Origin of the sequence: Mycobacterium sp. SMC-2, assembly GCF_025263485.1 — a bacterium.
GTDB lineage: Bacteria > Actinomycetota > Actinomycetes > Mycobacteriales > Mycobacteriaceae > Mycobacterium.
Window position 1 is genome coordinate 5,168,652 of the sequence record NZ_CP079863.1, and the last position, 20,931, is coordinate 5,189,582.

Genomic DNA, 20,931 nt, shown 5'->3' on the forward strand with positions numbered 1-20,931 from the left:
GCTTCAACAGTAGCTGCACACCTACGTTGCCCGCGTGGACTGAGAGTCCACTGAGATAACGTTCGCCGGTTCCCGTGAGTTCGCCTGATCGCCGGTCACGGGAACATTCGGGTCGGTCACGGATTCTTCCTCGGGATTGCCCGCGGTGGCTGTCGGAAACGCCGACGGCGGCATGGGCCGGCCGGGCAGCAGTACGTAGAACGAGGTTCCCGGCGGCTGCCCGCCGGGAACCGTGTCCTCGACACGAAGCAATCCACCGTGATTGAGCACGACCTTTTTGACAATCGCCAGGCCAAGTCCCGAACCCGGCATAGCGCGTGCGGTCGTCGAACGGTAGAACCGCTCGAACACCAGGCGGCGTTCGTGCGGCGGAATGCCCGGGCCATAGTCGGACACCACCAACTCTGCGTGCGACGGGTCGAGTTGGCGCATCCTGACGCCGACGTGGCCGCCCGGCGGGCTCCACTTGGCCGCGTTGTCCAACAGGTTCAGCACCGCGCGCGAAAGCCCCGCGGCGTCGCCGTACATCTGCCAAGGGATTACGTCGACGTCGAAGTGAATGTCGTTGCGGCGCCGCCGGACTCGCTCGAGGCTGCGGTCGAGCACGTCGGACATGTCGACGGGTTCGTGCACCACCTGGCCGGCGTCGTCCCGGGTGAGGTCCACCAGGTCGCCCACCAGCGTGGACAATTCCTCGATCTGCGCCAGCACGTCGGCGCGGAGCTCGACCATCTCCTGCTCGGGCAGCCGCGGCGCGCCCGGCTCCATCGAAGCCATCAGCAGCTCGACGTTGGTGCGCAGCGACGTCAGCGGGGTGCGCAATTCGTGTCCGGCGTCCGTGACCAGCCGCGCCTGCCGCTCGCGGGACTCGGCCAACGCCCGCAGCATCAAGTTGAATGCCTCGGTGAGCCTGGCCAATTCGTCGCTACCGAACACCGGAATGGGCCGCAGGTCATCGGTGCGGGCCACCCGTTCGGCCGCCTCGGTGAGGCGAGCCACCGGACGTAGCCCCGCCCTGGTGACCATGCCACCCGCCACCGCGGCGACCGCGACGCCGATCCCACCGACGATCAGCAGCACCCAGCGCAGCTTGGTCATCACCGCCTCGGTCGGCTTGAGGCTTTTGGAGATCAACAGCGTGCAGCCGTTGGGCAGGTGGATGGCCAGGACTCGTTGGTCCAGGGCGGTGCGCCGGGACATGAACAGGTCACCGCGGATCACCGCCTTTTCCGGGGCGCCGACCGGCAGCGTCTGGCCCGGCTGCTGGGCGGTGTAGATCGCGTGGCCCGGGTTCACCAGCATCGCGTTGACGTCCGAATAGGCAGTGCCTTCGATGGCCTTTCCGGGGTCGGCCGCCAGTGAACCGCTGGCGATCAGCAGCTGCGCCCGGCTTTGCAGCTGGTTGTCGATATCGCTATACAGCGCAGCCGAAATCACCGCATACACGGCGAATGCCATCAGCACGACGACCATCGCCACCATCGACATCGCCAGCAGCATGACGCGCCACCGCAGGGACAACGAGCTGGTGGCATGCAGCGGCACGCGTTGGGGCCGTTGGGGCCGGATCATCGTGGAATGCGACTCGTCACGGCGGCGTCTCCCGAAGGACGTAGCCCACGCCGCGCACCGTGTGGATCAGTCGTGGCTCACCGCCGGCCTCGGTCTTGCGGCGCAGGTAGCCGACGTAGACCTCCAGCGCGTTGCCGGAGGTGGGAAAGTCGAATCCCCATACCTCTTCCAGGATCCGGCTGCGGGTGAGCACGCGGCGCGGATTGGCGATCAGCATTTCCAGCAAGGCGAATTCGGTGCGGGTGAGGCTGATTTGGCGTTGCCCGCGAGTGACTTCGCGGGTCACCGGGTCCAACGTCAGGTCGGAGAACGTCATGGCCACCGACTCGGCCTCATCGTCGTCCGGCTTGGTGCGCCGCAGCAGCGCGCGCATCCGGGCCAACAGTTCCTCCAGCGCGAACGGCTTCGGCAGGTAGTCGTCCGCGCCGGCGTCCAGCCCGGCGACCCGCTCGGAGACCGAATCGCGGGCGGTGAGCACAAGGATCGGCAGGTCGTCGCCGGTGCTGCGGAGCTGACGGCAAACCTCGAGGCCGTCCAGCCGCGGCATCATCACATCGAGCACGAGCGCGTCGGGACGGTCGCTGGCGATCATGTCGAGCGCCTCCACCCCGTCGTGGGCCAACTCGACCGAGTATCCATTGAAGGACAGCGACCGGCGCAGCGATTCACGCACTGCGCGGTCGTCGTCGACGACCAGTATCCGCACGGCCTTAGTGTCGTCCGAACGCCTGAGAGCGGGCTGAGAGGCGCGCCGGGTATTTGCCGAGATTAACTAACGCCGGTCCAGGTCGATGAGACCGAGCCGGGCCGCCTTGAGCAGCCGGCGGGGCACCTTGTGCTTCTGGCCGGCGACCGTCACACCGACGAGCTCGGTCTTGGTGGCCTTCCACTGCGCGCGACGGCTACGGGTGTTCGCGCGCGACATCCTGCGCTTGGGTACGGCCATGGTCGGGCCTAACTCCTCGTGTCGGGGGCTTGACGCGACGTGGCCGATGGGGCCGAACGTGCGACGATTGCTACCAGGATAGTCGGTGGCCTGCTGGGCACCAAAACGACGCCCGCTGCCGCCGAGATTGCCGTGACGGCTGGGATCCGGGCACCGCCGTCGACGACCATGGCGGCAATCTCGGCGCGGGACCCGGGCGGGCGTCCTTGACGGGGCACCGGCGCGACCCGCTAACCTACCGGTTGGTTGGTTGGTTGGTTTGCGCTCACCGGTGAATCGCAGATTGGAGGACTGCATGGCCTCTGCACCTGGTCGCGAGCCGGTCCGGATCGCGAACTGCTCGGGGTTCTACGGCGACCGGCTGTCGGCGATGCGCGAGATGCTCACCGGCGGCGACGTCGACTTCCTCACCGGCGACTACCTGGCCGAACTGACCATGCTGATCCTGGGCCGCGACCGCATGAAGCATCCCGAGCGCGGCTACGCCAAGACCTTCTTGACCCAGCTCGAGGACTGCCTGGGCGAGGCCCGCGACCGCGGCGTCCGCATCGTCGCCAACGCCGGCGGCCTCAACCCGGCCGGGCTGGCCGAGGCGATCCGCGCCCTGGCCGAGCGCCTCGGCATCCCGGCAAGGATCGCCCACGTCGAAGGTGATGACCTGCTGGGGCGCGCCGCCGAACTCGGGCTGGGCACGCCCCTGACCGCGAACGCCTACCTGGGGGCCTGGGGCATCGTCGATTGCCTGGGTGACGGCGCCGACGTCGTCGTCACCGGACGGGTCACCGACGCCTCGGTGATCGTGGGGGCGGCCGCGGCGCACTTCGGCTGGGGCCGCACCGACTACGACCGGCTCGCCGGCGCCGTGGTCGCCGGCCACGTCATCGAGTGCGGGGTGCAGGCCACCGGCGGCAACTACTCCTTCTTCACGGAAATCCCGGACCTGACCCACGCCGGGTTCCCGCTGGCCGAGGTGTACGCCGACGGGTCCTCGGTGATCACCAAGCACCCCGGCACCGGCGGCCTGGTCAGCGTCGATACCGTCACCGCGCAGCTGCTCTACGAGATCACCGGCGCCCGCTACGCCAACCCCGACGTCACCACCCGGATGGACACCATCGAGCTGTCCGCCGAGGGGCCCGACCGGGTGCGCATCAGCGGCGTGCGCGGCGAACCGCCGCCGCCCACCTACAAGGTGTCGCTGAACAGCATCGGCGGCTTCCGCAACTCCATGACCTTCGTGCTGACCGGGCTGGACATCGAGGCCAAGGCCGGCCTGGTGCGCCGGCAGCTCGAGGCCGCGTTGACCGTCAAGCCGGCGGAGCTGCAGTGGTCACTCGCCCGCACCGACCACACCGACGCCGACACCGAGGAGGCCGCCAGCGCGCTGCTGCACTGCGTGGTCCGCGACCCCGATCCCGCCAACGTCGGGCGCCAGTTCTCCTCGGCCGCAGTGGAATTGGCACTGGCCAGTTATCCGGGTTTTCACGTGACCGCCCCGCCGGGCGACGGCCAAGTCTACGGCGTGTTCACCGCGGGTTACGTCGACGCCGCCGAGGTGCCGCACGTCGCGGTACACGCCGACGGCACACGCACCGAGATTCCCTGCCCCACCGAGACTTTGGTGCTGTCGCCCGCCGACCCCCCGCCCTTGCCCGAGCCGCTTCCGGGAGGCCCGACGCGCCGTGTTCCGCTGGGCCGCATCGCCGGCGCCCGCAGCGGTGACAAGGGCGGCTCGGCCAACGTCGGGGTCTGGGTCCGCACCGACGAACAATGGCGCTGGCTGGCCAACACGCTGACCGTCGAGCTGCTCACCGAGCTGCTGCCCGAAGCGGCCGAGTTCGACGTCACCCGCCACGTGCTGCCGAACCTGCGCGCGGTCAACTTCGTCATCGACGGCATCCTGGGCCAGGGCGTCGCCTACCAGGCGCGGTTCGATCCGCAGGCCAAAGGGCTGGGCGAATGGTTGCGCGGCCGTCACGTCGACATCCCCGAAAGGCTGCTATGAATCTGTGGACGACGCCCGAGCGCGAACAATTGCGAAAGACGGTGCGCTCCTTCACCGAACGCGAGATCCTGCCCCACGCTGACGAGTGGGAGCGCATCGGTGAGCTGCCGCGCGACCTGCACCGGCGCGCCGGGGATGCCGGCCTGCTCGGAGCCGGCTTTCCCGAGGCGGTCGGCGGGGGCGGCGGCGACGGCGCCGACGCGGTGATCATCTGCGAGGAGGTACACCAGGCCGGCGCTCCGGGAGGGGTCTTCGCGTCGCTGTTCACCTGCGGCATCGCGGTGCCGCACATGATCGCCTCCGGCGACCGGCGGCTGATCGACGAGTTCGTCCGGCCGACGCTGGCGGGCGACAAGATCGGGGCGCTGGCCATCACCGAACCCGGCGGCGGTTCGGACGTCGGGCACCTGCGGACCTCGGCGGTGCGGGACGGGGATCACTACGTGGTCAACGGCGCCAAGACCTATATCACCTCGGGGGTCCGCGCCGACTACGTCGTCACGGCGGTGCGCACCGGTGGTCCCGGCGCGGCGGGCGTGTCACTCTTGGTGGTCGAGAAGGGCACGCCGGGTTTCGAGGTGAGCCGCAAGCTGGCCAAGATGGGGTGGCGGTCCTCGGACACCGCCGAGCTGTCCTTCGTCGACGCGCGGGTGCCGGCGGCCAACCTGGTCGGCGCCGAGAACAGCGGATTCGCCCAGATCGCCCAGGCCTTTGTTTCGGAGCGCATCGGCCTTGCCGCGCAGGCCTATTCGAGCGCCCAGCGCTGCCTGGACCTGACGGTGCAGTGGTGCCGCGACCGGGAAACCTTTGGCCGGCCGCTGATCTCGCGGCAGTCGGTGCAGAACACGCTGGCCGAGATGGCCCGGCGCATCGAAGTCGCCCGGGTCTACTCCCGCAGCGTGGTCGAGCGCCAGCTGGCCGGCGAGACCAACCTGATCGCCGAGGTGTGTTTCGCCAAGAACACCGCCGTCGAGGCCGGCGAGTGGGTGGCCAACCAGGCCGTCCAGTTGTTCGGCGGCATGGGCTACATGGCCGAATCCGAAGTCGAACGCCAGTACCGGGACATGCGGATCCTCGGCATCGGCGGCGGCACGACCGAAATCCTGACCGCGCTGGCCGCGAAATCCCTCGGATTCCAGTCATGATGGCACCGCCTCTCCCCCGCTCGCGGGAGGTACCCCCACCTCATCGCTCCCCTCTGCATCGTCGGCGGTGGTCATGACCGTCCTGCAGTCCACGCTGGACCCGCGATCCGCCGCCTACACCGACGCGGCGTCGACGGCGATCTCGCGGCTCTCCGAGATCGACGCCGAGCTCGCCAAAGCGCTTGCGGGCGGCGGGCCCAAGTACGTCGAACGCCACCACGGCCGCGGCAAACTCACCGCCCGGGAACGCATCGAACTGCTCGTCGACCCCGACTCCCCGTTCCTCGAACTCAGCCCGCTGGCGGCGTACGGCAGCGCGTTCACCGTCGGCGCCAGCACGGTCGCCGGCATCGGGGTGGTGTCGGGCGTGGAATGCCTGATCGTCGCCAACGACCCGACGGTCAAGGGCGGCACCAGCAACCCGTGGACCCTGAAAAAGATACTGCGGGCCAACCAGATCGCATTCGAAAACCGGCTTCCCGTCATTTCGCTGGTGGAATCCGGCGGTGCGGACCTGCCCACCCAGAAGGAGATCTTCATCCCCGGTGGGCGGATGTTCCGCGACCTGACCCGCCTGTCGGCGGCCGGGATCCCCACGATCGCCCTCGTTTTCGGCAACTCCACCGCCGGCGGCGCCTACATTCCCGGCATGTCCGATCACGTCGTGATGATCAAGGAACGTTCGAAGGTGTTCCTGGCCGGTCCCCCGCTGGTCAAGATGGCCACCGGGGAGGAATCCGACGACGAGTCGCTGGGTGGCGCCGAAATGCACGCCCGCATATCGGGTTTGGCGGACTACTTCGCCGTCGACGAACTCGACGCCATCCGGATCGGGCGCCGCATCGTGGCCCGGCTGAACTGGGTCAAGCAGGGGCCGGTCCCCGGACCCGTGACCGAGCCGCTGTTCGACGCCGAGGAGCTGATCGGCATCGTGCCCGCGGACCTGCGCATCCCGTTCGACCCGCGAGAAGTCATCGCCCGCATCGTCGACGGCTCCGAATTCGACGAATTCAAGGCCATGTACGGCTCGTCGCTGGTGACCGGGTGGGCCCGGCTGCACGGCTACCCGCTCGGCATCCTGGCCAACTCGCGCGGGGTGCTGTTCAGCGAGGAGTCGCAGAAGGCGACCCAGTTCATCCAGCTGGCGAACCGTTCCAACACGCCACTGTTGTTCCTGCACAACACCACCGGCTACATGGTGGGCAAGGACTACGAGGAAGGCGGAATGATCAAGCACGGCTCGATGATGATCAACGCCGTCTCCAACTCGACCGTCCCGCACATCTCGCTGTTGATCGGCGCCTCCTACGGCGCCGGCCACTACGGGATGTGCGGTCGGGCCTACGACCCCAGGTTCCTGTTCGCCTGGCCCAGCGCCAAGTCCGCGGTGATGGGCGGCGCTCAGCTCGCGGGCGTCTTGTCGATCGTGGCCCGTGCCGCCGCCGAGGCCCGCGGCCAGCAGGTCGACGAGGAGGCCGACGCCGCGATGCGCGCGGCGGTCGAGGGGCAGATCGAGGCCGAGTCGCTGCCGTTGGTCCTGTCCGGGATGCTCTACGACGACGGGGTGATCGACCCGCGCGACACCCGTACGGTGTTGGGAATGTGTTTGTCCGCCATCGCCAATGGCCCGATCAAGGGGACGTCGAACTTCGGCGTCTTCCGGATGTGAGCCCCATGGTCACTCGAGTGCTGGTCGCCAACCGGGGCGAGATCGCCCGACGGGTGTTCGCCACCTGCCGGCGGCTGGGCCTGGGCACCGTCGCCGTCTACACCGACCCCGACGCCACTGCGCCGCACGTGGCCGAGGCCGACGCCCGGGTGCGGCTGCCCAAGACCATCGACTACCTCAACGCCGAGGCCATCATCGCCGCCGCCCGCGCCGCCGGCGCCGACGCGGTGCATCCCGGATACGGATTCCTCTCGGAGAACCCCGATTTCGCGGCGGCCGTGCAGGGCGCGGGCCTGGCCTGGATCGGGCCGCCGGTGGACGCGGTGCGGGCGATGGGTTCCAAGATCGAATCGAAGAAGCTGATGGCCGCCGCCGGAGTCCCGGTGCTCGACGAGCTCGACCCCGAGACGGTCACCCAGGCGCAGCTTCCGGTGCTGGTCAAGGCCTCCGCCGGCGGCGGTGGTCGCGGGATGCGGGTGGTGCGCGAATTGCCCGCTCTCGCCCGCGAAGTGGAAGCGGCCCGCCGCGAGGCGCAGTCCGCATTCGGCGACCCGACCGTGTTTTGCGAACGCTACCTGCCCACCGGGCACCACATCGAAGTGCAGGTCCTGGCCGACACCCACGGCACCGTGTGGGCCGTCGGGGAACGCGAATGCTCCATTCAGCGCCGACACCAGAAGATCATCGAGGAGGCCCCCTCCCCGCTGGTCGAGCGCACACCGGGCATGCGCGACAAGCTATTCGACGCGGCCCGGCTGGCCGCCGCGGCGATCGGCTACACCGGCGCCGGGACCGTCGAATTCCTCGCCGACGATCACGGCGAGTTCTACTTCCTGGAGATGAACACCCGGCTGCAGGTCGAGCACCCGGTGACCGAGGAGACCACCGGGCTCGACCTCGTCGAGCTGCAGATCGCCGTCGCCGACGGCGACCGGCTCGACGCCGAACCGCCCGTCGCGCAGGGGCATTCGATCGAGGCCCGCCTCTACGCGGAGGACCCCGCCCAGGGCTGGCAGCCGCAGGCCGGGCGCGTGCACCGCGTCGAGGTGCCGGCGGTCCAGGCGCAGTTCACCACGCTGGGCCACCGGACCGGCATCCGGCTCGATTCGGGCATCCTCGCCGGTTCCACCGTATCGATTCACTACGACCCGATGCTGGCCAAGGTCATCTCCTACGCGCCGACGCGCCGCCGGGCCGCGCTGGTGCTCGCCGACGCGCTCGCCCGCACCCGGCTGCACGGCGTTCGCACCAACCGCGAGCTGCTGGTCAACGTGCTGCGCCACCCCGCATTTCTCGACGGTGCCACCGACACGGCGTTTTTCGACACGCACGGCCTGCCGGAACTGGCGGCGCCCCTGGCCGACACCGCCACCGTCCGGCTCTCCGCGATCGCCGCCGCGCTCGCCGACGCCGCGGGCAACCGCGCGGCCGCCCCCGTCCTGGGCTCAATCCCCAACGGTTGGCGCAACCTGCCGTCCGGCTACCAGGTGAAGAGCTACCGCGACGCCGACGGCGTGGAGCACCGGGTCGAATACCGTTTTGCCAGAACGGGATTGCTGATGGCCGACGACGAGCAGGTCCGGTTGGTCTCGGCCACACCGGATGAGGTCGTGCTGGCCGACGGCTCCGGGGTGTCGTGCGGATTCGCGGTCGCGCGATACGGCCCCGACACTCAAGACGTCTACGTCGACTCGGCGCGCGGGCCCGTTCACCTGGTCGCGCTGCCGCGCTTCCCGGAGCCGGGTTCGGCCGTCGAACAGGGTTCGCTGGTAGCGCCCATGCCCGGCAACGTGATCCGGATCGGCGCCGCGGTCGGCGACACCGTCGACGCGGGCCAGGCGTTGATCTGGCTCGAGGCGATGAAGATGGAACACACCCTCACCGCGCCGACCGACGGCGTGCTCGTCGAACTCAATGTCACCACCGGCCAGCAAGTCGAAGTGGGCACCGTCCTAGCGCGCGTGGAAGCGCCCCAAGCAGAAGGAGATTCGCAATGACCGACACCAGCTTCATCGAGAGCGAGGAGCGGCAGGCCCTGCGCAAGTCGGTGGCCGCGTGGGCCGCCAACTACGGCAGCGAGTATTACCTGAAGAAGGCCCGCGCGCACGAGCACACCGACGAATTGTGGTCGGAAGCGGGCAAACTCGGCTTTCTGGGGGTGAACCTGCCCGAGGAGTACGGCGGCGGCGGCGCCGGCATGTACGAGCTGTCACTGGTGATGGAGGAAATGGCGGCGGCGGGCAGCGCGCTGCTGCTGATGGTGGTGTCGCCGGCGATCAACGGCACCATCATCAGCAAGTTCGGCACCGAGGAGCAGAAGAAGCGCTGGATTCCCGGCATCGCCGACGGGACGCTGACGATGGCCTTCGCGATCACCGAGCCGGACGCCGGCTCCAACTCGCACAAGATCACCACGACCGCGCGCCGCGACGGCAACGACTGGATCCTCAAGGGCCAGAAGGTCTACATCTCCGGCATCGACCAGGCGCAGGCCGTCCTGGTGGTGGGCCGCACCGAGGAGGCAAAGACCGGAAAGCTGCGCCCGGCACTGTTCGTGGTGCCCACCGATGCCCCCGGATTCACCTACACCCCAATCGAAATGGAGCTCGTCAGCCCCGAACGGCAGTTCCAGGTCTTCCTGGACGACGTCCGGCTTCCCGCCGACGCGCTGGTCGGTTCCGAGGACGCCGCCATCGCCCAGCTGTTCGCGGGCCTGAACCCTGAGCGAATCATGGGCGCCGCCAGCTCGGTCGGGATGGGACGGTTCGCTCTGCAAAAGGCCGCCGACTACGTCAAGACACGCCAGGTGTGGGGCACGCCGATCGGCGCGCATCACGGGCTCTCACATCCGTTGGCGCAGTGCCACATCGAAGTGCAACTGGCCAAGCTGATGATGCAGAAGGCCGCCACGCTCTACGACAGCGGTGACGACGCCGGTGCGGCGGAGGCCGCCAACATGGCCAAATACGCTGCGGCCGAGGCGGCTACCCGCTCGGTCGACCAGGCCGTGCAGTCGATGGGCGGCAACGGGCTGACCAAGGAGTACGGCGTCGCCGCCATGCTCGCCTCGGCCAGGCTCGGGCGGATCGCCCCGGTCAGCCGGGAGATGGTGCTCAACTTCGTGGCGCAGACATCACTGGGCCTCCCCCGGTCTTACTGATGGAAACGCTGGTCGAATACGCCGGCGCCGCCGATACCGGCGGCCCGTTCGCGCGGCTGACGCTGAACTCGCCACACAACCGCAACGCGCTTTCGACCGCGCTCGTCGAGCAGTTGCATCAAGGGCTGCGTGACGCCGCGGCGGACCCGGCCGTGCGAGCGGTGGTGTTGGCGCATACCGGCAACACCTTCTGCGCCGGCGCGGACCTCGGCGAGGCAGGCGCGGGCGACCCCTACGACATGGCCGTCGCCCGGGGCCGCGAACTGACGACGGTGTTGCGGGCCATCGTCTCCTCGCCGCTGCCGGTGATCGCCGCCATCGACGGGCACGTCCGCGCGGGCGGGTTCGGACTCGTCGGCGCATGCGATATCGCCGTCGCCGGTCCGCGCAGCAGCTTCGCGCTGACCGAGGCCCGGATCGGCGTCGCACCGGCGATCATCTCGCTGACGCTGCTGCCGAAACTGTCGCCCCGCGCCGCGGCGCGCTACTACCTGACCGGCGAGACTTTCGGTGCCGGCGAAGCGGCGAACATCGGGCTGATCACGATGGCAGCCGATGACGTGGACACGGCCGTGGCAGCACTGCTCGCCGACCTGGGCCGCGGTTCGCCCCAGGGCCTCGCGGCCTCCAAGGCGCTGACCACGGCCGCGGTGCTGGAAGGGTTCGACCGCGACGCCGAGCGGCTCGCCGAAGAATCGGCCCGGCTCTTCGTATCCGACGAAGCGCGTGAAGGGATGCTGGCGTTCCTGCAGAAGCGCGCACCCAGCTGGGTGAGTTAGCCAGATGTCAAACAACAGCTATCGACTCAACCACCCGGCGCGGCGCAACGTTGCGGTTTGACCAATCCTTTTGCAGCAAAAGCTGGACGTCGTAGGCTCGTGGGTAATGAGTAACTCTGCGCAACGCGACGCGAAGGACACGAGCGACGAATCGTCGCGCGCCGCCGACACCGATCGCATACAGCTCGCACAGTTGCTGGCCTACGCGGTCGAGCAGGGCCGCCTGCAGCTGAAGGACTACGAAGACCGCCTGGCCAGGGCCTACGCGGCGACGACGTACGAAGAGTTGGACCAGCTACGGGCCGATCTGCCGGGTTCGCCGATCAACCCGCGCCGCGGCGGCACGCCGAACCCGGCCCCGTCCACACTGCTGCTGGCTCTGTTGAGCGGCTTCGAGCGGCGGGGCCGCTGGAACGTGCCCAAGAAGCTGACCACGTTCACGTTGTGGGGCAACGGGGTGGTGGATCTGCGTTACGCCGACTTCACCTCGACCGAGGTCGACATCCACGCGATGTCGATCATGGGGATGACAAACATTTTGCTGCCGCCGGAAGTCAACGTCGAAATTCACGGCCGCGGCGTCATGGGCAACTTCGACCGCAGCGTCCTCGGCCAGGGCACCCCGGGCGCACCGAAGGTGAGAATTCACGGCTGGTCACTATGGGGCGGTGTGGGGATCAAGCGCCGGGCGCGCAGGCGATCGGGATAGCCGCGGCGCGAGCGTCAGCCGGGCACGTAGTCGAAGGTCTCCGGGTTGGGCCCGTTCCTTCCCGCCTCACCCTTGTCCAGGCCTGAGATCGCGGCCATGTCCGAGTCGTCCAATTCGAAGTCGAATAGCTCGAAGTTTTCTTTGACCCGCTGCGGGGTCACCGACTTGGGGAAGACGATGTCGCCCCGCTGAATGTGCCAGCGCAGCACCACCTGCGCCGCGGACTTGCCCCGTGCATCGGCGACGCGGTTGATCACCGGATCATCGAGCACCTTGCCCTGTGCGATGGGTGCCCACGCCTCGGTGGCGATGCCGTGCCCGCGTCCGTACGACCGGACCTGCTCGTTGCCGAAGAAAGGATGAACCTCGATCTGGTTGACCGACGGGACGGTGTCCGTCTCATTGGCGAGCCGATCCAGGTGTGCTACTTGGAAATTCGAGACGCCGATGCTGCGGGCGCGCCCGTCGCGGGCGAACTCTTCGAAGACCTTCCAGGTCGAGACGAAGTCGCCGTCGTAGAGCGTGGGCAGCGGCCAGTGGATGAGAAACAGGTCGACGTAGTCGGAGTCCAAGGCCTTCAGTGTTTGGTCGAAGGCGCGGCGCGCGTCGTCGGGTTTGTGAAAGCCGTTGTTGAGCTTGCTGGTGACGAACACGTCGGCGCGGTCCAGTCCGGCGTCCCGAATGCCCTGTCCGACTTCCTTTTCGTTGCCATACATCTCGGCGGTGTCGATGTGCCGGTAGCCGATCTGAAGTGCGGTCTTGACCGCCGCCGCGGTCTCGTCGGGCTTGATCTGGAAGACACCGAAGCCCAGTTGCGGAATGCTGACACCATCGTTGAGCTCGATCGTCGGAACCTTGCTCATGCGTCTCCTTTCTCGTCTAACGGCGGCGCCGGGACCGCAGGTAGTCTCCCACCACGGCCGCGCCCAGCCCGTCGACGTCGGGCACCACGACCCGTCCCTCGACGCGCCGGGCGACCTGGTCGATGAACCGGGCCAGACCGCGGTCGCTGCCGAGCCGGAAGATGGTGATCTGCGCACCGAGGCGGGCCATGTCGTCGAACCCGCGCACGGTGTGGGCGATGGTCCGCGGATGCGGGGGGTAGTCGAAAAACACCGTGGAACCGCCTTCGCCGTCGAAGTCTTCCAGGTGTGCGGTGGGCTCGCCGTCGGTCACCACCAACACGACGGGCTGCGCGTTGGGGTGCCGCCGCAGGTGCCGGCCGGCCAGCGCCAGGGCGTGATGCAGGTTGGTGCCCTGCTCGTAGACGCCCTCCAGACCGGTGAGCTCGGCGGCGGTCACTGTGCGCGCGTAGCGGCCGAACGCGATGATCTGCAAGGCATCCGAGCGAAACCGGGTGCGCACCAGGTGATTCAGCGCGAGCGCCGTCTGCTTCATCGGCAGCCAGCGGTTCTCCATCACCATGGAGAACGACGTGTCGACCAGCAAGGCCACCGCCGCCTGGGTGCGCGTTTCGGTTTCGGACACCTCGACGTCGTCCACGGTGATCTTCAGTGGGCCGACCCCACCGTGCAGCGTGGCCGTTCCCGACTGTCGCAGCACCGCGTTGGTCAGCGTCCGGGAGATGTTCCACGGCTCGGTGTCACCGAACTGCCAGGGCCGGGTCGCGCCGGTCAGCTCACCGGCCGCTCCCGCGCGCCGATGGTCTCGCTCGCCGCGGCGACCGGAAAGCTGTTGCGCCACATCGCGTAGCGCCGTCTCGCCCAGCCGGCGCATGGCCTTCGGCGAGAGCCGCCACTGCCCGTCGGAACCGCGGTCAAGGAATCCCTGATTGACCAGTGCGCGTTCCAATTCGGCGAGGGTGCGGGCGTCGACGGCGGCCTGGTCGCCGAGCTGGCGCGCCAGCGCGTCGAGGTCGACGTCGTCCATCGTGGCGCCCGGATAGCTCTGCGACAGCTGCTCGGCGAGCTGCTCGAGTTCGGCGATGTCGGCCAGCGCCTGGGTGCCCTCGCCCATGCCGAACGGGTTGTCGCCGGAGAACTGTTCGGAGCCCGTCCAGTCCTCCCCCGGCCGGGCGGCCTGCAGATGCGCGTCGAGCCGGTTCAGCGCCTGCATCAGCGAAGGCGACCCGAATGCCTGCTGCGCCAACGCATCCAGCTCGGCGCGCTGGTCCGGGCTCAGGCTGTTGCGGAAGCGTTGCGCGGCGGCGGCGCGCTTGGCCAGCGAGTCCAGCAGCTCGTCGACGTTGCGCGGGTTCTCCGGGAAGAACTCGCCGTGCTTATTCATGAAGTCTTGAAAGTCCTGCTGCGTGTCCTCACCGCGGGCATGCTTGTCCAGCAGCTCGTTGAGGTCGTTCAACATGTCGTTGACGCGCTGGCGGTCCTCGTCGGTGGCGCCTTCGAGTGCCTGCTTCATGCCCGCGAAACGCTGATCCAGCATCTCGCGGCCGAGCAGATCCTTGATCTGGTCGTACTTTTCGCGGGCCTCGTTGCTGCGCCAGTTGTAGTCGGAGAGTTCCTGGACGGCCTTGGCCGGCGACGCCGGCAAAGCGTCGAGCTGCAGTTCACCGAAGCGGGCGTCGTCGTCGAGCGCGCGGGCCAGCTCTTTACGTTCGGCCAGCACCGCCTCGTCCAGTAGCTTCTTGATTTCCTGCAGGGTTCCATCTAAGTTATTGCGGCGCAATAATTCTCGTCGGCGCTTGTTGGCCTCGGCCGCCAGCCGGTCGGCTCCCCTCATGTTATTGGTGCCGCGGCGCAGCAGCTCGGACAGCGCGCGGCGCGGCGACGTGCCGGCCATGACGTCCTGCCCGATCTGCTCGAGAGCCTCGCGCAGATCCACCGGCGGGGCCAGCGGGTCGGGCCCGCCGGTATACGCCGAGTAGCGCGACGAATGCCCTCTAGCCATAAACGGTTTGGCCTTCCCCGGACACCTTGTCGATCCGCTTCGCCAGATACAAGGCCTCCAGCGCGAGTTCCAGCGCCGCGGCGCGCTCACCCTCCGACCGGGCGTTGAGCTTGTCGGCGATCTTGTCCACCACCGGTAGGGCGGGAATTGCGGCCAGCACGTCCTTGGCCGACACCCGCTCGCCCGTCGTGACCGCCGAACCGCCCTCGACCGCGGCCACCAGCGACCCCACGTCGATGCCGCCCAGCACCCGCGACGCGGTATCGGCCGTCGCGCGGCGCAGCAGGTGTTCGAGCACGGCCTGCTCGCGGCCCTCCTCGCCCGACTCGAATTCCAGCTTGCCGCGCAGCACGTCGATCACCGTGCCGAGGTCCACCACGCGGGCCACCGGATCGGTCTCGCCCAAGACCGCGCCGCGGTGCCGGGCCGCGGCCGCCACGGTTTCGGCCGCGGCGATCGCGAACCGCGCCGACACCCCGGAGCGTTGGTCGACCGAACTCGACTCCCGCAGGTAACGGGCGAACCGGGCGATGACCTGCATCAGGTAGTCGGGCACCTGCGCGGAAAGGTGCGCCTCCTGGACGATGACGCCCACCTCCGCGTCCAGCTCCAGCGGGTAGTGCGTGCGGATCTCCGCACCGAACCGGTCCTTGAGCGGGGTGATGATGCGGCCCCGGTTGGTGTAGTCCTCGGGGTTGGCGCTGGCGACCACCAACACGTCCAGCGGCAGGCGCAGGGTATATCCACGGACCTGGATGTCGCGCTCCTCCATGACGTTGAGCATCGACACCTGGATGCGCTCGGCCAGGTCGGGAAGCTCGTTGACCGCGACGATGCCGCGGTGTGCGCGCGGGATCAGGCCGTAGGCGATGGTTTCCGGGTCACCGAGGCTGCGGCCCTCCGCGACCTTGATCGGGTCGATGTCGCCGACGAGGTCGGCGACGCTGGTGTCGGGGGTAGCCAGCTTCTCGGTGTAGCGCTCGCTGCGGTGCTTCCATTCCACCGGCAGGTCGTCGCCCAGGGTGGCGGCCTTGCGGATCGACTCCGGCGTGATCGGCGAGTACGGGTGCTCGCCCAATTCCGCCCCGGCGATCACCGGCGTCCATTCGTCGAGCAACCCGACCAGGGCGCGCAGCAGCCGCGTCTTGCCCTGACCACGCTCGCCGAGCAGAACGAAGTCATGCCCGGCGATCAGCGCCCGCTCCAGCTGGGGCAGGACGGTTTCCTCGAAGCCCAGGATCCCCGGCCAAACCTCGTCGCCCTCGGCCAACGCGGTCAGCAGGTTTTCCCGGATTTCTTGTTTGACTCCCCGTTCACGGTGGCCGGCGGCGCGCAGTTCGCCGACGGTGCGGGGCAGATTGCTGGGTGATGGCACCACTCCACGCTACGCGTTGCGCAAAGGCCCCACGCGCTGAGCTTCAGTGAGCGAAGTGGCGGGCCCCGGTGAGGTACAACGTGACACCGGCGTTGGCCGCCGCCGCGGTCACCTCCTCGTCGCGCACGGAACCTCCGGGGTGCACTATCGCCTTCACCCCGGCGGCGGTCAGCGTTTCCAGCCCGTCGGGGAACGGGAAGAAGGCGTCCGAGGCGGCGACCGCGCCGCGGACCCGGTCGCCACCACGTTCGACGGCCAGCCGAGCGGCGTCGACCCGGTTCACCTGCCCCATGCCGACGCCGATGGTCGCGCCGCCGCCCGCGATCACGATGGCGTTCGACTTGACCGCCCGGCACGCCCGCCACGCGAAGACCAGGTCGCTCAGCGTCGCCGGGTCGGCCGGTGATCCCGTCGCCAGCGTCCAGTTGGCCGGGTTGTCGCCGTGCGCGTCGAACTCGTCACGTTGCTGGACCAGCAGCCCACCGCTGATCGGCCGCAGCTCGGTGCCTCCGGTCAGCGGCTCGGAGGCCACCAGGACCCGGATGTTCTTCTTGCGCGTCAGGGCTGTTAAAGCCTCCGGCGCGTACGCGGGCGCGACGATGACTTCGGTGAAGATGGTGCTCACGTATTCGGCCATCTCGAGGCTGACCTCGGTGTTGGTCGCGATGACGCCGCCGAAGGCGCTCAGCGGATCGCATTCGTGGGCCTTGCGGTGCGCGTCGGCCACCGATTCCGACGAGACGGCGATCCCACAGGGGTTGGCGTGCTTGATGATGGCGACGCAGATCTGTTCGTGGTCGAAGGCGGCCCGCCAGGCCGCGTCCGCGTCGGTGAAGTTGTTGTAGGACATCTCTTTTCCGTGCAGCTGCTCGGCTTGCGCCAGTCCCGGCCAGGCGCCGGGGTCGCTGTAGAGCGCCGCCTGCTGATGCGGGTTCTCGCCGTAGCGCAGCATCGTCGAGCGGCTCCAGCTGCGCCCCAGCCACTTGGGGAACGCCGTCGGCGGATGCTCGGGCGCCAGCGTCGACTCCATCCAGCCCGCCACGGCGATGTCGTATTCCGCGGTGTGCTGAAACGCCAGCGCGGCCAGCTTCTTGCGCTCGGCGAGCGTGAATCCGCCGTGGCGCACCGCGGCCAGCACGCCGTCATAGCCGCGCGGGTCGGTGATCACCGCCACGCTCGGGTGGTTCTTCGCGGCCGCGCGGACCATCGACGGCCCGCCGATGTCGATCTGCTCGACGCAGTCGTCGATGCTGGCGCCGGAATCAACGGTCTCGCTGAACGGATACAGGTTGACGACGACGAGTTCGAACGCCGCGATGCCGAGTTCCTCGAGCGCCGCGGCGTGCTCGCGTTTGCGAAGATCCGCCAGCAGGCCGGCATGCACCCGCGGGTGCAGCGTCTTGACCCGGCCGTCGAGCACCTCGGGAAAGCCGGTCAGCTCCTCCACCCGGGTGACCGGAATCCCTTTTTCGGCAATGGTCTTCGCGGTCGATCCGGTCGAGACGATCTCCACGCCCGCCTCCGCCAGTCCCCGGGCGAGTTCGACGAGTCCGGTCTTGTCGTAGACGCTGATCAACGCGCGGCGGATCGGCCTTTTCGCCGTCTCCGGCCAGTCGTCGGTGCTCATCGCTGGGTCGCCTTTCGTCCGATCGTCGCTGTTCTCCCGACCAGGGTCAGGCCGCCGGTCGCGATCTCGGCCACCACGTCCACCAGGAGCTTCCGTTCGGTGACCTTGATGCGTTCGTGCAGGGTCTCTACGCTGTCGCCGTCGAGCACCGGCACGGATTGCTGCGCCAGAATCGGCCCGGTGTCCGTGCCGGCGTCCACCAGGTGCACCGTACAACCTGTGACCTTGACGCCGTAGGCCAACGCGTCGGCCACCCCGTGTGCCCCCGGGAAGGCGGGCAACAATGCCGGATGCGTATTGATGATCCGCCCGTAGAACCGCGAAAGGAATTGGGGCCCAAGTATTTTCATAAACCCCGCCGACACCACCAGATCGGGCGAGTAAGCGGCGGCGGCTTCGGTGATGGCCGCGTCCCAGGCGGCGCGGTCGGGGTGGTCGCCGAGCCGGGCCATGAACGTCGGGACTGCCGCCCGCGCGGCGATCTCGGTGGCCAGGCAGTCGCGATCGGCGCCCACCGCCACCACCCGGGCGGGGTACTCGCCGACGGCGGCGTCGAGCAGGGAGCTCAGCAGCGACCCGGTACCCGATGCCAGCACCACTACCCGCGCCGGCGCACTCGGGGGCACATGGAGCGGTTCGGCCACAAGCAGAGAGCCTAGTGGGAGCTACTCGCCGGACTCGCGGTCGGTCGCGGTCGGCCCCGCCTCCTCGGGGGGTGGCGCGTCGCCGCCGTCGCTCACCGGCGCGTCGTGCCCGGGGAAGTCGTCCGGCTCGGCCGGCGGTTCGTCGTCTGGCCCGTCGGAGACCTCCGCAAAGTCCGCGGGTTCTTCCGCCGCGGCCGGCACGGGCTTGGGCCGCCGGGGCCTGGCCCTGACGCCGCCGCTCATCAATACCGTGATGCCGCCCACGACCGAGAACCAGAAGAACACCCCGATCAGCAGAGCGCCCTGGTCGACGCCGACGTCGCCGAAGTTGCCCAGCCGTCCGCTGCCGCCGTACGCGAGCAGGGACATCGCCAACGCCCCGGCGACGGAAGCGACCAGAAGCTTGGCCATCGCCGGGATCAGCGGCAGCGCGCGCCGGGCGCATTGTTGTCCGACCGCCACTCCGGACGACGCGCCGATGATGAGCAGCGCCACCCATACCGGCCCGAGCGGCGGTCGGGGGGCCGCGGCCAGGATCGGCAGCGCCGGAATGTCGCCGCCGAAGACGGTGAACGAACTGAAGGTCGCGAAGCCCAGGTGGGCGCTGGACCCGACCGCCATAGCCGAGGTGCCGACGATGACGTTGGGGGCGTAAAGCACCGACAGCACCGTCAGGCTGAACTGCCCGAATATCGAATCGGTGATCCCGTAGAGGTCCTGCATCGTCGCCCAATGCACCACCAACGAGGCCGCCGTGACCATGCCGGAGAGCCCGACCAACGCCAGCACACCGGCGGACGCCGCACGCAGCGCATCGCCCAGCCATAACGGCAGCGACGACGCCGCCAACGCCCGTCGTCCCACCCGGGACCACACACCGATGGCGGCGCCGACGGCGTGCACAACCAGCACGCTGGCGAACGCGCGCAGGGCGCTGGGCGTCTGCAGCTCGGTGATCACCGACGACGCGTCATGGATGACCGCCAGGGCGATCGCCGCGATCAGCAGGGGGCCGCCCAGCGCCGACGCGACAACCCAGCGGACCACCAGCCACGAGGAATACGCAGAGGTGGCCCGGGCCGTGCCGCGCGCGGTAGCCCAGATCATCAACAGCACCGGCAGCAACGGCAGCACGCCCAGCTCGCGGCCGCCGATCGAAATCGGCACCTGGTGCACGGCGAGCCACATGCTGGCGATTGCGCCCAGCGCCCCGGTCATGTCGCTGTTGGCGATCAGCAACTGCAGCAGCGTGACCGCGGCGATGATCACCAGGGCCACCAGCGCCGGGCCGAACGCGACCCGGACCAGGTCACGCGCCTGGCGAGCGCCCGCTGGCCGGCTGTCCGCGCCTTCCGACACCCTTTTCACTCTTTGGCGCACGTCCCGACTAGGCGCGAGGGCGCACGATCAGGACGGCGCTGGACCAGACGGCGACGAAGGCGGCTGCTGCTCCTGGCCGTAGGACTGCTGGCCCCCGGAGTAATTGGGCGCCGAACCCTCGGAGCCCGCACCGGCCGCGGGCGGCGGGCTGAAGCTGGGGAAGCCCGTGGGCGGTGTGGACGGTCCTTGCTGCGCGGCCTGCTGGGGCCCCGACTGCGGCGCGGACTGGGCGCCGAAACCGCCGGTCGAAACTGCGCTTTGGGTCGGGGCTTGGCTGGGATAACCGCCGTACTGCGAGCCGTACCCCGGGTGCTGCTGGCCCGGCTGACCGTAGTAGGGCTGCTGGCCGTACTGGCCGTATTGCCCGTACTGGCCGTACTGGGCATAGGGGTCGTACTTCGGCCGCGGCGCCGGCGCAGTGATCACGCCCGCGTCCAACAGAACGACGACGACGGCGGCGACCGCCTGGAGCACGCTGCACGCCACCAGGGGCCACATCGCCCAGCCGATCGAGAAGCCGGCGGGCAGGTTGACCGTCTCGGTGATGGCCAGCAACGCGCCCAGAACCGCGATGACGGCGACGATTCCGGCATAGCCCTTGGCCTTGGGCACCAGGCTCAGCCCCGCGAGCAGTGCAGCCAGGACCGCGACGATGACCGCGGTGCCCGCGTCGCCGGCGCGTCCCCCGACGCCCGCGCCGAGATCGGCACCGACGGTGAACGTGGGACCGAAGTTCAGTAGATACACCCCCAGGCCGAGCACCACCACCGCGATGTTCAGGTAGAGCGGGAGCTTCGTCGCGCCGTCGTCGTCCTTGGTGAACGACGGAGTGGCGCCCGCGTAGGAGCCGCCCTGGGGCGCAGGCGGGTATCCGGGGCTACCAGGCGAGTAGGTCATTGGCTCCTCCTGTTGCTTCCAGTGCCGTTGAAGTGCCTGTGCGGGCGCCACGGTTGCATCGCGACGCTGTGCTTGCGGCGCGCCGTTCCATAAACGCCGTGCCCGGCGGTTGCGTTGCGACGCGATCGATCAACCACGCTAGCGCACTTCGGAAGGCC

The 20,931-nt window shown here is 69.0% G+C and carries 17 protein-coding genes; 7 read left to right on the top strand and 10 right to left on the bottom strand.

The window, feature by feature from the left end; genetic code table 11:
- Positions 1–21: 21 nt before the first annotated feature.
- The 3 genes from KXD96_RS24230 to rpmF all read right to left on the bottom strand — a co-directional run bounded on the left by KXD96_RS24230 (position 22) and on the right by rpmF (position 2,518).
- Positions 22–1,572: a HAMP domain-containing sensor histidine kinase gene (locus tag KXD96_RS24230; protein ID WP_260740819.1), complete on the bottom strand. Its 1,551-nt coding sequence runs from the start codon at positions 1,570–1,572 to the stop codon at positions 22–24.
- Positions 1,573–1,588: 16 nt separating this feature from the next.
- On the bottom strand, positions 1,589–2,278 hold the full coding sequence (gene mprA / locus KXD96_RS24235) for a two-component system response regulator MprA (protein WP_260740821.1): 690 nt from the start codon (positions 2,276–2,278) through the stop codon (positions 1,589–1,591).
- A 66-nt stretch (positions 2,279–2,344) separates the two neighbouring features.
- Positions 2,345–2,518 carry a 50S ribosomal protein L32 gene (gene rpmF / locus KXD96_RS24240; protein ID WP_007168835.1) on the bottom strand — a complete coding sequence of 58 codons (174 nt, stop codon included), beginning with the start codon at positions 2,516–2,518 and terminating at the stop codon, positions 2,345–2,347.
- Positions 2,519–2,813: 295 nt separating this feature from the next.
- On the opposite strand from rpmF, the gene KXD96_RS24245 reads away from it, so the two are divergent.
- The 7 genes from KXD96_RS24245 to KXD96_RS24275 all read left to right on the top strand — a co-directional run bounded on the left by KXD96_RS24245 (position 2,814) and on the right by KXD96_RS24275 (position 11,985).
- A complete protein-coding gene (locus KXD96_RS24245) occupies positions 2,814–4,523 on the top strand; it encodes an acyclic terpene utilization AtuA family protein (protein WP_260740866.1) in 1,710 nt (569 codons plus the stop codon).
- Positions 4,520–5,668 carry an acyl-CoA dehydrogenase family protein gene (locus KXD96_RS24250; RefSeq protein ID WP_260740869.1) on the top strand — a complete coding sequence of 383 codons (1,149 nt, stop codon included), beginning with the start codon at positions 4,520–4,522 and terminating at the stop codon, positions 5,666–5,668. The genes KXD96_RS24245 and KXD96_RS24250 overlap by 4 nt, the downstream gene beginning before the upstream one ends.
- A 73-nt stretch (positions 5,669–5,741) precedes the next feature.
- Positions 5,742–7,337, top strand: a complete 1,596-nt coding sequence (locus KXD96_RS24255) for an acyl-CoA carboxylase subunit beta (RefSeq protein WP_260740870.1) — start codon at positions 5,742–5,744, stop codon at positions 7,335–7,337.
- 5 nt (positions 7,338–7,342) lie between these two features.
- The gene (locus KXD96_RS24260) at positions 7,343–9,334 is read left to right on the top strand and encodes a biotin carboxylase N-terminal domain-containing protein (protein WP_260740873.1); all 1,992 of its coding nucleotides are present in this window, start codon (positions 7,343–7,345) and stop codon (positions 9,332–9,334) included.
- Positions 9,331–10,497 (top strand): acyl-CoA dehydrogenase family protein, encoded by a 1,167-nt coding sequence (locus tag KXD96_RS24265; protein WP_260740875.1) that lies wholly within the window; start codon positions 9,331–9,333, stop codon positions 10,495–10,497. Before KXD96_RS24260 ends, KXD96_RS24265 begins: the two co-directional genes overlap by 4 nt.
- Positions 10,497–11,276, top strand: a complete 780-nt coding sequence (locus KXD96_RS24270; protein WP_260740876.1) for an enoyl-CoA hydratase family protein — start codon at positions 10,497–10,499, stop codon at positions 11,274–11,276. Before KXD96_RS24265 ends, KXD96_RS24270 begins: the two co-directional genes overlap by 1 nt.
- A 106-nt stretch (positions 11,277–11,382) precedes the next feature.
- Complete coding sequence (locus KXD96_RS24275) at positions 11,383–11,985, top strand: DUF1707 domain-containing protein (protein WP_260740878.1); 603 nt, start codon at positions 11,383–11,385, stop codon at positions 11,983–11,985.
- Between the two features lie 14 nt (positions 11,986–11,999).
- Here KXD96_RS24275 and KXD96_RS24280 read toward each other — a convergent pair whose 3' ends face one another.
- Genes KXD96_RS24280 through KXD96_RS24310 form a run of 7 tightly spaced genes read right to left on the bottom strand, consistent with a single transcriptional unit; the run spans position 12,000 to position 20,773 of the window.
- Complete coding sequence (locus tag KXD96_RS24280; RefSeq protein ID WP_260740883.1) at positions 12,000–12,848, bottom strand: aldo/keto reductase; 849 nt, start codon at positions 12,846–12,848, stop codon at positions 12,000–12,002.
- Positions 12,849–12,864: 16 nt separating this feature from the next.
- A complete protein-coding gene (locus KXD96_RS24285) occupies positions 12,865–14,850 on the bottom strand; it encodes a VWA domain-containing protein (RefSeq protein ID WP_260740886.1) in 1,986 nt (661 codons plus the stop codon).
- A complete protein-coding gene (locus tag KXD96_RS24290) occupies positions 14,843–16,228 on the bottom strand; it encodes an ATP-binding protein (RefSeq protein ID WP_260740889.1) in 1,386 nt (461 codons plus the stop codon). The genes KXD96_RS24285 and KXD96_RS24290 overlap by 8 nt, the downstream gene beginning before the upstream one ends.
- A gap of 40 nt (positions 16,229–16,268) precedes the next feature.
- Positions 16,269–17,852, bottom strand: a complete 1,584-nt coding sequence (purH, locus tag KXD96_RS24295) for a bifunctional phosphoribosylaminoimidazolecarboxamide formyltransferase/IMP cyclohydrolase (RefSeq protein ID WP_260740892.1) — start codon at positions 17,850–17,852, stop codon at positions 16,269–16,271.
- Entirely contained in the window at positions 17,849–18,496 is a 648-nt protein-coding gene (gene purN, locus KXD96_RS24300; RefSeq protein ID WP_260740894.1) for a phosphoribosylglycinamide formyltransferase, read from the bottom strand. Before purN ends, purH begins: the two co-directional genes overlap by 4 nt.
- A gap of 21 nt (positions 18,497–18,517) precedes the next feature.
- Positions 18,518–19,864, bottom strand: a complete 1,347-nt coding sequence (locus tag KXD96_RS24305) for a DUF6350 family protein (RefSeq protein WP_260740897.1) — start codon at positions 19,862–19,864, stop codon at positions 18,518–18,520.
- A 39-nt stretch (positions 19,865–19,903) separates the two neighbouring features.
- On the bottom strand, positions 19,904–20,773 hold the full coding sequence (locus KXD96_RS24310; RefSeq protein ID WP_260740898.1) for a DUF5336 domain-containing protein: 870 nt from the start codon (positions 20,771–20,773) through the stop codon (positions 19,904–19,906).
- Positions 20,774–20,931 lie beyond the last annotated feature (158 nt).

What these genes read in the sequence shown, in the direction of transcription:
- KXD96_RS24230 (WP_260740819.1), bottom strand. Translation starts at nt 1,572, where the DNA reads ATGATCCGGCCCCAACGGCCCCAACGCGTGCCGCTGCATGCCACCAGC.
- rpmF (WP_007168835.1), bottom strand. Translation starts at nt 2,518, where the DNA reads ATGGCCGTACCCAAGCGCAGGATGTCGCGCGCGAACACCCGTAGCCGT.
- KXD96_RS24245 (WP_260740866.1), top strand. Translation starts at nt 2,814, where the DNA reads ATGGCCTCTGCACCTGGTCGCGAGCCGGTCCGGATCGCGAACTGCTCG.
- KXD96_RS24250 (WP_260740869.1), top strand. Translation starts at nt 4,520, where the DNA reads ATGAATCTGTGGACGACGCCCGAGCGCGAACAATTGCGAAAGACGGTG.
- KXD96_RS24255 (WP_260740870.1), top strand. Translation starts at nt 5,742, where the DNA reads ATGACCGTCCTGCAGTCCACGCTGGACCCGCGATCCGCCGCCTACACC.
- KXD96_RS24260 (WP_260740873.1), top strand. Translation starts at nt 7,343, where the DNA reads ATGGTCACTCGAGTGCTGGTCGCCAACCGGGGCGAGATCGCCCGACGG.
- KXD96_RS24265 (WP_260740875.1), top strand. Translation starts at nt 9,331, where the DNA reads ATGACCGACACCAGCTTCATCGAGAGCGAGGAGCGGCAGGCCCTGCGC.
- KXD96_RS24270 (WP_260740876.1), top strand. Translation starts at nt 10,497, where the DNA reads ATGGAAACGCTGGTCGAATACGCCGGCGCCGCCGATACCGGCGGCCCG.
- KXD96_RS24275 (WP_260740878.1), top strand. Translation starts at nt 11,383, where the DNA reads ATGAGTAACTCTGCGCAACGCGACGCGAAGGACACGAGCGACGAATCG.
- KXD96_RS24280 (WP_260740883.1), bottom strand. Translation starts at nt 12,848, where the DNA reads ATGAGCAAGGTTCCGACGATCGAGCTCAACGATGGTGTCAGCATTCCG.
- KXD96_RS24285 (WP_260740886.1), bottom strand. Translation starts at nt 14,850, where the DNA reads ATGGCTAGAGGGCATTCGTCGCGCTACTCGGCGTATACCGGCGGGCCC.
- purH (WP_260740892.1), bottom strand. Translation starts at nt 17,852, where the DNA reads ATGAGCACCGACGACTGGCCGGAGACGGCGAAAAGGCCGATCCGCCGC.
- KXD96_RS24310 (WP_260740898.1), bottom strand. Translation starts at nt 20,773, where the DNA reads ATGACCTACTCGCCTGGTAGCCCCGGATACCCGCCTGCGCCCCAGGGC.